This window comes from Cryobacterium sp. MP_3.1, assembly GCF_035984795.1.
GTDB lineage: Bacteria > Actinomycetota > Actinomycetes > Actinomycetales > Microbacteriaceae > Cryobacterium > Cryobacterium zongtaii.
Map to the genome: position 1 here is coordinate 1 of NZ_JAXCHV010000053.1, position 13,413 is coordinate 13,413.

At 62.7% G+C, this 13,413-nt stretch carries 6 protein-coding genes and 1 pseudogene; 4 read left to right on the plus strand and 3 right to left on the minus strand.

All coding sequences use genetic code 11. The features are described from left to right. Positions 1–806: 806 nt before the first annotated feature. Positions 807–1,115, plus strand: a pseudogene (locus tag RCH12_RS18605) (DUF7882 family protein); the annotation flags it as partial. Positions 1,116–1,276: 161 nt separating this feature from the next. Here the strand turns inward: RCH12_RS18605 and RCH12_RS18135 are convergent. The 3 genes from RCH12_RS18135 to RCH12_RS18145 form a co-directional block, all read right to left on the minus strand. Further along, positions 1,277–3,346 carry a putative bifunctional diguanylate cyclase/phosphodiesterase gene (locus RCH12_RS18135; RefSeq protein WP_327017827.1) on the minus strand — a complete coding sequence of 690 codons (2,070 nt, stop codon included), beginning with the start codon at positions 3,344–3,346 and terminating at the stop codon, positions 1,277–1,279. A gap of 296 nt (positions 3,347–3,642) precedes the next feature. Further along, positions 3,643–5,913, minus strand: coding sequence for a putative bifunctional diguanylate cyclase/phosphodiesterase (locus RCH12_RS18140; protein ID WP_327017828.1), 2,271 nt, complete (start codon positions 5,911–5,913; stop codon positions 3,643–3,645). A 454-nt stretch (positions 5,914–6,367) separates the two neighbouring features. Beyond that, positions 6,368–7,213, minus strand: a complete 846-nt coding sequence (locus RCH12_RS18145) for a hypothetical protein (protein WP_327017829.1) — start codon at positions 7,211–7,213, stop codon at positions 6,368–6,370. 238 nt (positions 7,214–7,451) lie between these two features. On the opposite strand from RCH12_RS18145, the gene RCH12_RS18610 reads away from it, so the two are divergent. The 3 genes from RCH12_RS18610 to RCH12_RS18160 all read left to right on the plus strand — a co-directional run bounded on the left by RCH12_RS18610 (position 7,452) and on the right by RCH12_RS18160 (position 12,145). Beyond that, a complete protein-coding gene (locus tag RCH12_RS18610; protein ID WP_442784593.1) occupies positions 7,452–7,751 on the plus strand; it encodes a flavodoxin family protein in 300 nt (99 codons plus the stop codon). Positions 7,752–7,970: 219 nt separating this feature from the next. Further along, positions 7,971–9,872 carry an ABC transporter ATP-binding protein gene (locus tag RCH12_RS18155; protein ID WP_327017830.1) on the plus strand — a complete coding sequence of 634 codons (1,902 nt, stop codon included), beginning with the start codon at positions 7,971–7,973 and terminating at the stop codon, positions 9,870–9,872. 509 nt (positions 9,873–10,381) lie between these two features. Beyond that, the gene (locus tag RCH12_RS18160) at positions 10,382–12,145 is read left to right on the plus strand and encodes a hypothetical protein (RefSeq protein WP_327017831.1); all 1,764 of its coding nucleotides are present in this window, start codon (positions 10,382–10,384) and stop codon (positions 12,143–12,145) included. Positions 12,146–13,413: the final 1,268 nt, after the last annotated feature.

Here is a 13,413-nt window from a genome sequence, read left to right on the forward strand (position 1 = left end):
ACGCGGCCTGGATCAACAAACCCGCCGCTCAGGAAGAAGCGCCGAAACTAGCCGCCTAAACTCACGCTGGCCTCATTCACCTTGACAAATTCCGCAGTGGCCTCCACCCGCACCACACCTGGCTCCCTCAGAAGCCAATATTCAAACAAGCGGCGCACCGAGAAAGGACTTCGTGCGGCCGAGCCTGCTGAGGCCTCTCCGTAAACGATCGGTTCTAAGCGCGACCCCATCTTTGGATGGTTTCTAACAGTTTTGTACCAGGGCCGCGGGGTGCGACCGAGCGTGTTGCAATTGGGGCACGCCCCTGCGGGTATTCCATCGGGCGGGTTAACGAGCTATGCGATGGCTGCGGATCGCCCGTTCGACCCCTAACGGACGGTTAGTGCGACCTGCAATTCTGTGCAGGCGTTGCTCAGACGATGGCATGCTCCGGTGCACGTTATCCAGGAGGGGTAGAGCTGAGCCATGCGCTCACATGCGGCTGCTGATGCTGTGCACGCTTCTACGCACGCGTCCATGACCACTATCGCGGCTGTGCGGTTCCTGCTTGTCGTCCATGACAACACTCTCATTGTCACCGCTCCGATTTCCACGCAGTCGAGGTCGGCGAGGAAACATGCGGTGATCTCTCCATCGCCGCACAACGCTAGACACGCTTCGGCACAACTCTCGCTAACGACGATTAGCTCGTCGCATGCTTCCTCGCAGGTGCGAATCCGCTCCTGAATCAGGGTGCTCGTTACGTCGCCGTCAAGCATGGAACACACAGTAGCGCGGAAGCCCCCCCCTGAGGGGAAAGCTCTCATCGCTCCTGTACACATGACAAAGATGGTGTCGGAGGCCGGGGCTCGATCTGGATATTCCCCGGCGCCCCACTTTTCTTCAAATTTGCCGGCGGTCGACGGCCTCTCCTGAATACGAATTGGGTCGAAGTGTTGGTCCAGTCTGCGAACACGCCTGGAGGAATGACCGTCACGCCAGAACCGCGCCAACGCGTCGCTGAACTTGCCACAGACCTCGCCGACCGACACACGACAGTGCCTACCCAACGGGCTACAGAAACGGTGTCAGAACCACCTACCGAAACAATGCGCTTGCGGCAGATTTGGTTCTGACCAGATTCGCTGGACAGTAGTTCTGACACCTTTGTGGGCACGGCTTCACAAGGCCGTCACAAACTCGCGTGAATCGATCAGTTTCGGCTGGGTGCAACCCGTTGGAGGGTTCCGACAGCTTTGTGGCAGGACGGTTCTACACACGCTGAAACGTGGTGCAGTTAGGACAAGGAAGGAAATTCAGCGGTGGGTGGGTGTATGTGGCGTGTGAGCCAGTCGATGAGGAATCTGCTGGACGCAGGGTGCATGCCCTGTGGTGCGTGTTGAAGCTTGTGCCATTCGTCAACTTTCGCCGGTTCTTCGAGCTCAAGACCCGTCCGGGATTCCACATCGGCGTTGATGTTGTGGATGAATCTGGTGAGCGGGCACAGCGCCAGTGTCAGGGGGTGTGGGGCGGCCAGCCGCGCGAATTGCCAGTGGTAGGCCAGCGCGCCCAAAGAGGTCTGAACGGGTGACCGGTGTAGTCCGAGCTCGAAGGAGCCGGACCACGGGATGCATTCCTGCGACGCCATTGGCCGGGCGAAATGGTAGCCCTGACCCAAAGGAGCACCAAGAATGATTGCTGATTCGGTCAGACTCTCATCCTCAAGTCCTTCGATGACCACATCCATCCCAAGATCCCGGCCCATCTGAATGAGTGTCGCCATAACGCTGAGGGTTTCCAGCGGTCTGTCATAAACGTGGAGAAACAGGCCGCGGTCCAGCTTGATGGCGCTGAAGGGGAAGGATGAGAGTCGTTGAAGGCTGCTGTATCCAGACCCGAGATCATCCATGGCAAGACCGACACCAAGGCCGGCGAGTTCTTGCAAGGCGACCCGTTGCGATTCCAGGCCCATAGCCTGTGATTCCAGCAATTCCAGACCTAGCCTGTGCGGCTCGATGCCGTGGATGCGTAGCCGAGTGTCGACCAACGCGGCGATCGTACCGTCACCCAGGATTTCGGGGGGCAGGTTCACTGACACGCTATGACGTGCGCCAGTCTGGCCCCAGAATGAGATGGCTTCTAGCGCTTTCTCCAGGACAGCTTCGAACAACACGCGCTGATCATCGGTGCCGAGGTGTGGCAGGAATTCATCAGGATACGCGACGCGTCCCCCAGGAATGTGCAAGCGGGCCAAGGCTTCGAACAGGTGGATGGACCCGTTGCGAAGATCTACGACGGGCTGGAAGTGGACCAGGGTGTTCCCGTTCATTAGCGCGGTCCGGTAGTCCCCCGAGCTCAGACCTCCGGTAGCGTCCGCTGGAGTTCGTGTGTGTGGGTCGTTGGATCGTGCATCGGCGGCGGTCTCCCACCACGACGAGTCCTCCCGACGCCGTTTCTTGGCCGCGTAGAGGGCTTCGTCCGCGCTGTGGAGGATGGACTGGCTGTCGCTGCCGTCCTCGGGGACGAGCGCGATTCCCAAGCTCATCCCGATGCGGACCTGATGACCGTTCACAGTGAAGGGCTGCTCCACAGCTTCGTGCAAACGGTTCATGATCGGCGGAAGGTCATCGTGCGAGGTGGCGCGGGTGATGCCCCCCAGGATCAGCAGGAACTCATCCCCGCCCATGCGGGCGAGCACGTCACCTACTCGTAGTTGCGCCAGGACGCGGGTTGTCCACTGCTGCAGCACTGCATCCCCTGCTGCGTGACCGAGCGTGTTGTTGACGAGGCGGAAGTCGTCGAGGTCGATCAGGCCGACTGCTACCGTCCGGTCTCTGTCCGGGGAGCGTCGGACGGCGTCGTTAACGGCCCGCTCGGCCGCGACCCGGTTCGGCAACCCGGTCACATGATCATGCATCGCTTGTGCCTCGAGTTGTTTGAGCACCGCCACTCTGTTGCTGATGTCCCGCTGGACACTCACAAAATGGGAAACTTCAGATCCTGAGCCCACCCGCATCGGGACGATCTTCAGCGCCGTCCAGAACGCAGACCCGTCCTTACGGTAATTGAGAATCTCGCCCTCGAACACCTGTTCTGACGCCAACAACTCCCTGATCTGCTGCATCGTGTCGGGGTCGGTACCCGGCCCCTGCAGGAGACGACAGTTCTGGCCGACCACGTCCGCCGCCTCATATCCTGTCATGGCCGAGAACGAGCCCGACACGTAAATTATTGACTGCTCCGCGTCAGTAATCACCGCGATATCCGACGTCGCCGTCCGGGCGGCCATGAGCACCTCGGCGAAAGCCCGCCCACCATCCCCGTGCACGTCATCGCAACTATCGGTATCGCTGTTATTTGTCAGCACGCTCGCAGTCTTCCCTAAGATCCGGCCCCACCGACGTTACTGCTTGTGGGCCCATAATTGTATACATCCGTGATCCGGTAGATCTGTGCACGCTGCAGGTTCGAGTGCTGAGCCTATGCATAGTCTGTGCGAGTAGTCCACATGGGGTGCCGAGTTCTGCGGGAGTCGGCAGATACGCCCCCGAGGACTGCCGTCGACCTGACCCGAGCGATCTGCACATGCACAAGCGCGAGGCCGCCCCCTACTCACCATGGTCAGCGCTAACAGGAATCTACGTTAGAAGTGCCGCTTGCGTCCTATTGCTTCGATCGGTCGGGCTGTGCCTGACGGCGAGCTTCCAGCCACACGTCGAGTTCGTCAGCAGGGATCGGTCGTGACAGAAGAAACCCTTGGGCATGGTCGCAGCCGCAGGCGGCCAGCTCGTCGTAGGCAGCGATGCTCTCCACGCCTTCCGCCACCATGCGCATACCGAGGCTGTGCGCGAGGTCGACGGTGGAAACGACGAGCGACTTCGCCCGTGGATCGTCAATCATTTGCGACACGAACGAGCGGTCCAGCTTCAGCTCGTCCATGGGCAGGTCGCGCAGGTAGGAGAGCGAGCTGTAGCCGGTACCGAAGTCATCGACCGCGGTCTGAATGCCCGCGGCTCGCAGTTTGGTGAGCACAGCTCGGGCGCGCTCCCGGTTGCTGATGAGAAAATCTTCAGTGACTTCCAGCATCAACGTGGATGCCGGAAGTCCTCGCTCTGCGATCATTTTGATGATTTGGTCAGGAAGGTCGATGTTAACGAGCGAGCTGGCCGACATATTGACGGCGATGGTGAGTGGGTGGCCGTTGTTTTGCCAGGCCAAAGCCTGGTTGAGGGACTTGGTCAGCACAACGTGGCTGAGTTCAGGCATGAGGCCGGCCTCTTCGACGAGATGGAGGAAATCGTCTGGCAAAATCAGGCCTCTGTCGGGGTGGTTCCAGCGCACCAGCGCCTCCACGCCAGTCACTCCGCCAGTGAGCAGATCCACTTTGGGCTGGTAGTAAACGAGGAGTTGGTCGTGGGTGAGCGCCAAACGCAACTCTTGGAGCGTGCGCAACCGTCTATCACCGTGGCTGTCATCCTCTGGCTGATACAAATGTGCGCCGTTTTGCGTGGCCTTAGCCTTGTACATCGCCATGTCCGCGCGGCGCAGCAGGTCGCTGAGATTGTGTCCATGTTCAGGGAAAAGGGCGATGCCGATGCTCGCGCTCGCCTTGACGGCGAGGTTTTGAAGGACGAATGGCCCGTCGAGGGCATCGCAGAGTCCCTCTGCCAAAGTGGAGGCCTCCGACTCGCCAGCCCGGCCGAGAAGGACGGCAAATTCGTCACCGCCCAATCGGGCGAGAATGGCGTCCGGCGGTAGCGCGGCACTCAACCGGGCGCTTACCTCGATGAGTAGCTGGTCGCCCACGTCATGTCCGAGACTGTCGTTGACTTCTTTGAACCGGTCTAGATCGAGCAGCAGGAGGGCGCCGTGCCGTTGGTGAGTTGCGACCGGGCTGAGGGTGAGTTGAGCCGGCGCATCTTCATACAAAGCGCGCCTGTTGGGGAGCCCGGTTAGTTCGTCGGTGCGGGCCTGCCTGCGCAAGAGCCGCTGCCGGAAGACTAGCGGGATGGCTGCGAGGAACACTGTCAGGCTGGCCAGGACAACAGCGACAACTGGCTGCACACTCTGCGTTCCAATGACGAGCACGCCCAACCCGGCCGTCACCGCCACCGCTGGAACGAAGAGGAACGGGGTCGTTTTGCCGTGGATCAGGCTGACATTCTGTCGACCGGCAGCGTCACCCCATACTGCCATGAGAGCCAGGCCGAACGCCCAGACAGCGTCTACGGGCAGGCCAACGGTGTACGCACCGCTCGCCTCGAGGAGGGCATACACGACATCTGCAGCGGCAAATACCAGGAGACCACCTACGAGGAAGATCCATCGCGGTCCGGCGTCCAGGCCAGGAGCGGCTGCGATTCCGACGATCGCGGCGACTAGAAGCAAGTCGAAGAGCGGATAGGCCACGGCGACCGTAGCTGCTAGGGCGGCGGACTCGTTCATTGCCGAGTTGAGAACCGGGCCGAGCAGGGCGGCAAGAATTGCAGCTGAGCCGAGGGCTCCGACAATGCTGTCCAACAGGACCGACCATGCCAAACCGCGCATCTGGCTACGGATCAACGCGATCAAGGCGGCGATCATCAGCACGTAAAAGAGGAGGTAGCCGATGTCGGCAGGGGACGGAAACAGTACTCTTCCTGTAGCGTCCATGGTGGCTACGTAGTATGTATCGGCGACCGAATTGCAGGTGACGGCGAGCGTGGCAAGCAAGACGTCTAGGCGACGGAAGCCCGTGCGCACCACGGCGAGCCAGAATATCGCGGCAGGGACCCACTGGGTTAGTTCACCGATTACTCGGTCCATTAACGGATTGGCACCCTCGCCGCGCAGCAGCAGCACAACAGCATACGCAGCGACGAGGACAAACATCACCCAAAGCAGCCACTGTCTTCCTGTGTGACGCGATTCGCGGTCACGCCCTCTTTTCTGCACGCGACTCTCCTCTGGGTCTCGGCAAGCGTACCAAGAGGCCAGCGGTTTCTCAGCCAGGCAAGTCGTCGGACGACGCACGTGCGAGCCGCTCCCATCGTCTAGTGGGCCACTCGTGCGCATCGGTCGAACCGGCGCACCGCCGGAGCCACTCGCCACCCATGAGTTCGACTACCTGCGGCATTTCAGCACCGTGTGAACGTGCCTGTGGACGCCTCGTATCTTCAGGGCGCTCGGGCGCCCTCGCCCTATGCCCTCGGTAGGAAAGTTTCACAGGTTGGAGCATGAGCCTATGCCGTGGTGACTGGGAACCAATTTCGTGATCACGCGACTGCCACGGGATGCCGTGGTGAAGGACGACGGGAACAATATTCGCATCTCCCTGCCCGGGCCCACAAGCTAGAGCCGCCACCTGCCCTGTCAGTCCGCGCCTGCACTGGCCCGATGCTCCATCGGGTCAACTCCCTGTGGCAATAGCCGACTTGATTGGGTCGGGAAGAGGCGCCTGAGTTTGTGGAAGTAGTTCCAGGCGGAAAAGGTGCAGCCCGCCGATGACGAGGAAGAGTGTCGACAGAAGAGTGGCAGCGGTCAGGGCCGGCAGGTCGGGTGCGGTGCCGTATATCGGCTTGAGCAGTTCGGCCAGCGCCAGCGAGAAGATCAGGGTGAAGCCGAGCACGTACAGCGCCGGCAGCAGGACCAGACCCACTGCCTGGTCCCTGAACACCAGCACGGCGAGGATCAGGAACGCGGGCATGATGAAGGCCAGGTCGAGGATGAAAATCGAGTACAGCGAATCGATCTGGTCTCGTTCGCGCATCAGCGGGAGCAGCATCACAATCCAGAGCGGGTAAAACATCAGCGGCTGCAACAGCGCGCCGCTGGCCGACACTATCCGCAGCCCACGCGACAGCCTCGCCCCGGCCATCAGGTTCCGGCGCAACTTTACGGCGCCATACACGAGGCTCCAGAACGCCAGTGCGAAGATCGCTAGGTAGACGAGGTAGAAGCCGTTGTAGGCCCGCTCGATCACATATATACCGAAGGCGTAGAAGAGATAGCCGAGCAAACCGAGAGCGAGCAGTTGCTGTCGCTGCCGGGCGGGACGCGCCACGGCGGCGAGGACCGAAAGCGAAACGCCGGCAAGCACCGATATTAGATCCTGGGCTAGGGCCCCAGGCAACAGCTCCTCGCTGACGAGCCCGTCATACAGACCGGGCATCATCACTCCGGCGGCAGCGGCAACGACCGACAAACCGCCGGTAACCGCCCACAGCAGCCGGTTCAGCCCCAGGTTCGCAATCATGCTTGCTCCTTGCTCCTTGCTTCTTTCTTTGAACATTGCAGGGCGGATCGCCGAGCGTCACCCCCCCCCAATCCGAGCTTGAGGCCTCATAACCGGAGGACCACCAACCAGCTAGCCCAAAACAGTCAAAGGCGCCAGAGGAGGAAGACCTGATTACCACGCAAGGTGATGACAGGGGTCTCCCCATCGGCTTTACGGAGGAAGCGCAACTATGGGCAGGTGAGCGCACTAAGCGGTGATGAGTGGGCTGGGGGCGACCGGTTCCGTCTCCATTTGCAATGATCACCATTTGAACCGCTTTTGGCGGGCGCATGTTGTTGCCGACGCTGACGCCATCATCTTCGGAACCCCGACCTACATGGGAAGTGCGTCAGGCGCATTCCATGCTTTCGCTGAGGCCCCCTCCAAGCCCTGGATGCAACGCACGTGGCAGGACAAGCTCGCCGCCGGATTCACCATCTCCGGCTCCATGAGCGGCTTCAAGCTGCACACGCTGCAGTACCTCTCCCTCCTCGCCGCACTGCACGGCATGCATTAGGTCAGTCTCGGGCCGCTCTCCGGCTGGAACACCACCACGTCCACCGACCACGACGACAACCGTCCTGGCTCCCGACTCGGAGCAGGCGCACTGGCATGGTATGACCGCGGACCCGACGCGGTCCTGACCGGCGCACCACGCGTCACCTCGGCAGCCGCGTCGCAAAGCTCGGGCAACCCGCCATCTAAGCTGGGCCTGGTGCCCACGGAAGGAACCTCAATGAGCATGGAAGGCGCGGCCTGGAGCTCGCTGTACAAGATTTCTACCGCCAGGGACGGCAAGCACGGCTTCTCCCGTGAGTCCGTTCGGCGGATCATGACGTTCGCGGTGCCCTACCGGTCCAAGCTGCTGATCTTCATCACCCTCTCAACCGTGGGAGCTTTCCTCGCGGTCGCGACGCCGGTACTCGCCGGCCAGGTGGTCGACGTCATCGTCGCCCAGGGTGAGGTCACCACGATCGTTTGGCTCGCCGTCGTCATCGCCCTCGTGGCCGTGGCCGACGCCGCCGTGTCACTCGTGACGCGCTGGTACTCGGCGCGGATCGGCGAAGGCGTGATCCTGGACCTCCGCACCGCCGTCTTCAACCACGTGCAGAAGATGCCGATCGCGTTCTTCACCCGCACACGGACGGGCGCCCTCGTGAGCCGCCTCAACAACGATGTGATCGGCGCTCAGCAGGCCTTCAGCGGCACGCTGTCCGGCGTGGTCACGAACCTCGTGGCGCTGATCCTCACCCTGATCGTCATGCTCAGCACGTCCTGGCTCGTGACGGTTCTCGCCGTGATCATGCTCCCCATCTTCCTGGTACCCGCGCGCCGCATGGGCAGCCGCCTCGCCGCGCTGCGCCGCGAGGCCGCGGATCACAACTCCGCCATGAGCACGCAGATGACCGAGCGCTTCTCGGCGCCCGGCGCCACCCTCGTCAAGCTGTTCGGCCGGCCCGACGAGGAGGCCGAGGAGTTCCGCGTCCGCGCCGCCCGCGTCCGCGACATCGGGGTCCGGACCGCGATGCTGCAGTTCGTCTTCTTCACCGCACTGATGCTCGTCTCCGCTCTCGCCCTGGCACTCGTGTATGGGCTCGGCGGCTCCCTCGCACTCGCCGGCCAGCTGAATACCGGTGACGTGGTCACCCTGGCGCTCCTCCTCACCCGCCTCTACGCGCCGCTGACCAGCCTCGCAAACGCACGGGTGGAGATCATGAGCGCGGTGGTCAGCTTCGAGCGCGTCTTCGAGGTGTTGGACCTCGACCCGCTCATCAAGGAGAAGCCCGACGCCGTCGCCGTCCCCGAAGGCCCGGTGTCCGTCGAGTTCGACAACGTCCGCTTCGCCTACCCGTCCGCGGACAAAGTGTCCCTCGCCTCTCTCGAGGAGGTTGCCACGCTGGACACCCGCGGCGGCGAGGAGGTGCTGCACGGCGTGTCCTTCAAGATCGAGCCGGGGCAGACCGTTGCCCTCGTTGGTTCGTCCGGTGCCGGCAAGTCCACGATTGCGCAGCTCCTCTCGCGCCTGTATGACGTCGACAGCGGCGCCGTGCGCCTCGCCGGGGCGGATGTCCGCGATGTCACCTTCGCCTCCATGCGGCACAGCCTGGGCATGGTGACGCAGGACGGCCACCTGTTCCACGAAACCATCCTCTCCAATCTGCGCCTCGCGAGGCCGGAGGCGTCCGACGACGAGGTGTGGGACGCCGTCCGCCGTGCGCGGCTCGAGCCGCTCATCCGGTCCCTGCCGGACCAGCTGGACACCATGGTCGGAGAGCGTGGCTACCGGCTGTCCGGGGGTGAGCGCCAGCGGATGACCATCGCGAGGCTCCTGCTCGCCCAGCCGCGCGTCGTCATCCTCGACGAGGCGACAGCGGCGCTGGACTCGACGTCTGAGGCGGCCGTGCAGGCGGCGCTCAGCGAGGCGCTCGAGGGACGAACGGCGATGGTGATCGCACACCGCCTCTCCACCATCCGCAGCGCGGACCTGATCCTCGTGGTTGAGGACGGCTCGATCGTAGAGCGCGGTACCCACGAGGAACTGCTGGCTATAGGTGGGCGGTACGAGGAATTGCACCGGACCCAGTTCGCCGTGCAGAAGAATGTTGCGGCCGATGAGGAAGCGCTGAGCCGGATCTAGTCGCTGAGCTGGGTGCCCCTGACCCGAGTGTCTCGGCGGTTCACTGCCTCGAATTGTGCGTTGTCGTTTTGGGTCAATTAGAGATGAATCGGATGAGTGAATGATGCCCTGGTGGACCGCTTTCAGCGGTACCACGGGCCCTCCAACCTCTCCCCCCGGATGCCGCCGCATGTGACCGAGCATCGCCGGAGATGGCGATCGGTCGTGCGCTCGGTCTGCGATCTGGTTCGCATCACCAGTACCGCGACCGGGGCCGATTGCGTTCGCGACCATCGTTAGTAGCTGGACTCCCATGACCGAGGAGGAGCGAAAGAATATCTTGACCCAGTTCCTCGCATGGTGAGGAAGGTGTGCGGAGTTCGCCAACCGCGACATCCTCGACGTCATCAGCACCTCCTGCCCAAGTACGCTGACATCATGACCTCACGCGCGCCGCTCGTGTCGGCGCGCGGTAATCCGTGATCGCCCTCATCCTGTTTGCCGTCATGGGCGTATGCGTGGTGCCCTGGGTGACGCTTGCGAGCCGACGGTTCGGGCACCTTTTCGCCGTGCCCGCGGTCGGAGTGCTGACTGTGCTGGTGCTGTTTGTTGCCATGATCGTCGGGCGGTTCATGGGTGCGGGCATCCTCATCTCGACCGGAACCGTAGTCATCGCCGGGGGAATCGTCGGAGCCGCGCTGGCCACGCGTGGCGGAGCGTGGCGATGGCCGGGGCGGCATGCCGTGGCGGTATGGGTTCCCTCGATGCTCGGTGGTGTGGCCTGGGTCGGCGCGCTCGCGATCGCGCAAGTTCTTCCGGGTGCGGCGAAGCTCTCCTGGGCCCTGAACGGGGACGCCAACAACAACCTCTACTTCGCGGGCCTCATCATCGACCAGCACGGAGTCGCCCTCGGAGCCGCCGAGAATCCCGTGCCCCTGACCGCCGCGCTGCTTGCCCTCGGAATCGCCCCGGGCCAGCCCACGGGCGACCGCATAGCACTGCTCGCACACGACTTCACAGGGTTGGGCGTGGTGTGGATGTTGTTGTTGGCCGCCACCGCGCTCGGGGCAGGGGCGGTCGCGGCATCGATAATCGAGCGTTCGCGCACACGCATTGTCGCTGTCGCCAGCGCTGCGGGATCCCTGCTGCCGCTCACCTGGTTCGTCGCCGGCCTGCCCATCGAATACGGCTACCTCAACGCCCACCTGATGCTGCCTATCGCCCTCGCCGCCTGGCTCATCTACGTCGCATCACCCGGCCGCGTCGTGCCGGCGATCGCCGTGCAGTTCTGCATCGCCACACTGCTGCTCGCCACATGGAGCCCCTGGGTAGTGCTCCCCGCCGGGTTCATCGTCACGCTCGCAGTGCATCACAGCTCGACCCTCAGGACAATGGATGTCCGCGCCGCCTGGCCCGCGCTCGTCGCCGTCTTGCCGGCCATCGTGTGGCTGGCCGTGGCAACAGGGCCCTCGCTGGTCAGCAACGGTTCAGCGTTCGAGACCCCCGGACACGGCCTACCCTCCGTGCTCCCGATCGTCGTGGTCGCGCTGCTGCTGCTATTGCTGGGTGGGACGCTGCTGCGCACCCAGCCACCCGTGGTCTCGGGAGCGATCACTGTTGCCGCCGCCACCGTGGTAGGGAGCGGAGCACTAGTATTTCTCGCTAGGGACTCCGGCGCGTTCACTGGCTATTATCCCGCCAAGTTCCTGTGGATGAACGTCGTCGTCGTCGGGGTCATCGTGCTCTCGTTCGCCTTCGCACTGCTGTCGCGCACACGGCGTCCGCTCCTCGGTATCACCGCGGTGGGGGTGCTCGTGATCATCGCGGCCAGCCTCGGCCCGCCCCTCAAGCGCCCCGGTGTGGTGCGGCCGCCGCTGGAGCGCATCCTGTCTGGCGCTGCGTGGGCAACCGGCGACAGGTCGGTTGACCTCATCCTGGCCAACTCCGACCCCGCCGACCCGGGCATCCTCTGGAATTCGGGCGAACCAGACGAGGCCTTCGCCGATTTCTGGATCGCGCTGAAACTCGGCGGCGAGCTCGGCAACGGGTCGGGCACGGGCGACCCCACACTGCGCGGCTTTGCCTTCGCCGCGTACCAGCAATATCGCGACACCGGATCCTGGGCGGTCCCACCCGTCGAGCAACTATGCAAAGTCGTGACGGCGATCGGCGGACCGGTACGGGTCACCACCGGAGACGCCGGCCTCGAAGCGTCCATCCAGTCCACTTGCCCCGACGCGAATGCGCGGATCGACGTTACGCTTCAACCTGACAAAGCGAAAGCAGCAGGATAAGTAGTCGGGACCGGCGGGCCACCCCTCAGGAGATAGTCCCAGACGCCCACTGATACTGCCCAAGAGGTCAAACACCCAGCATTGGTGACACTCCGCGCGCGTGAAGATGCCGTAAGACACACTGAACAACCGAAATCCCCTACACAACTCAAGAATCGCGACCAGAATCGGACGCGACAGCCCCTTGAACCAGAAATCGCACCTGCGAAGCCCCAGGAGCGATGTCTTTTTTCTCGACTGGACCGTTTCGTGAAGAGTTTCGCGAACGGCCCTTTGATCGGGCTGACAGGATTTGAACCTGCGACCCCCTGAAGGTTACAGCCTTAATTCGGTTGGAGCCGAAATTGTCCGGATACTCGCGGATTCCCTTGTGTTTACAGGGAACCGGGCGGTTCGCTGTCTCCAATTGTAGGCCAACGTTTCGGGTCAAATCGAGATGAATTAGATGGGTAAATGATGGACTTATGGACCCGCTTGGCGCGCTATCACGAGCTCTCTTCTACGTCTCGCCCACATGCCGCCGCATGTGACCGAGCAAGTGCAGGCCGGCCACGGTGAGAGCCACTCGTGGTTCGAAGTCACCTCGCTTCGGTACGGTCACGTTTCTGCCGCATGGAATGCCTGCCCGCTAGTGATCCAGCCAGGAGTGACGCGCCCACGAGGATGAGTCCGACGAGCGACGTAACCCCCGACCATGATGCGCCACCTGAAACGACCAGGCCGGTGAACGTCACCGCAGCCGCCAGCACCGCGAAGGGCAACCCCACTCTAAAAGCTGTCTTCCGCGCCGTTGCCTGGCTTTCCCTATCGCCCGGCCCGAAGGCATGAGCAGTAGCACTGTGCACGTCAACCGTCGGCGCCAGGGCGACGAGAACAGACGCGATCAAGGCGACAAAGCCGATGACTAGCCAAACGCTCATTCGTTCCCCCCTGAGATCGAAATCGAAATGCTAGCAGCCTACGAGAAGTCCGAGGCCAGCGGCAATGAGTCGTCGATATCGGACCTGTCGCTGCGGGTTCGACGACAGCCGGCTGCACCGTGCTGCGCGTCTACCCGTCAGTCAGGACGTTATCGACGGTGAAGTATCTCTCGATACTCGAGTCTCGTCTCTTATGTGTAACAGCCGAGCAGCACGCCATACTGAGGGCATGTCCTGTCGCCCACTGATCACAGCGGAATTTGTCAAGGTGAATGAGGCCAGCGTGAGTTTAGGCGGCTAGTTTCGGCGCTTCTTCCTGAGCGGCGGGTTTGTTGATCCAGGCCGCGT

Bases quoted from the DNA above. Each gene is read 5' to 3' on its own strand.
- RCH12_RS18145 (WP_327017829.1), bottom strand. From the start codon at position 7,213: ATGATTGCGAACCTGGGGCTGAACCGGCTGCTGTGGGCGGTTACCGGC.
- RCH12_RS18610 (WP_442784593.1), top strand. From the start codon at position 7,452: ATGAGTGGGCTGGGGGCGACCGGTTCCGTCTCCATTTGCAATGATCAC.
- RCH12_RS18155 (WP_327017830.1), top strand. From the start codon at position 7,971: ATGAGCATGGAAGGCGCGGCCTGGAGCTCGCTGTACAAGATTTCTACC.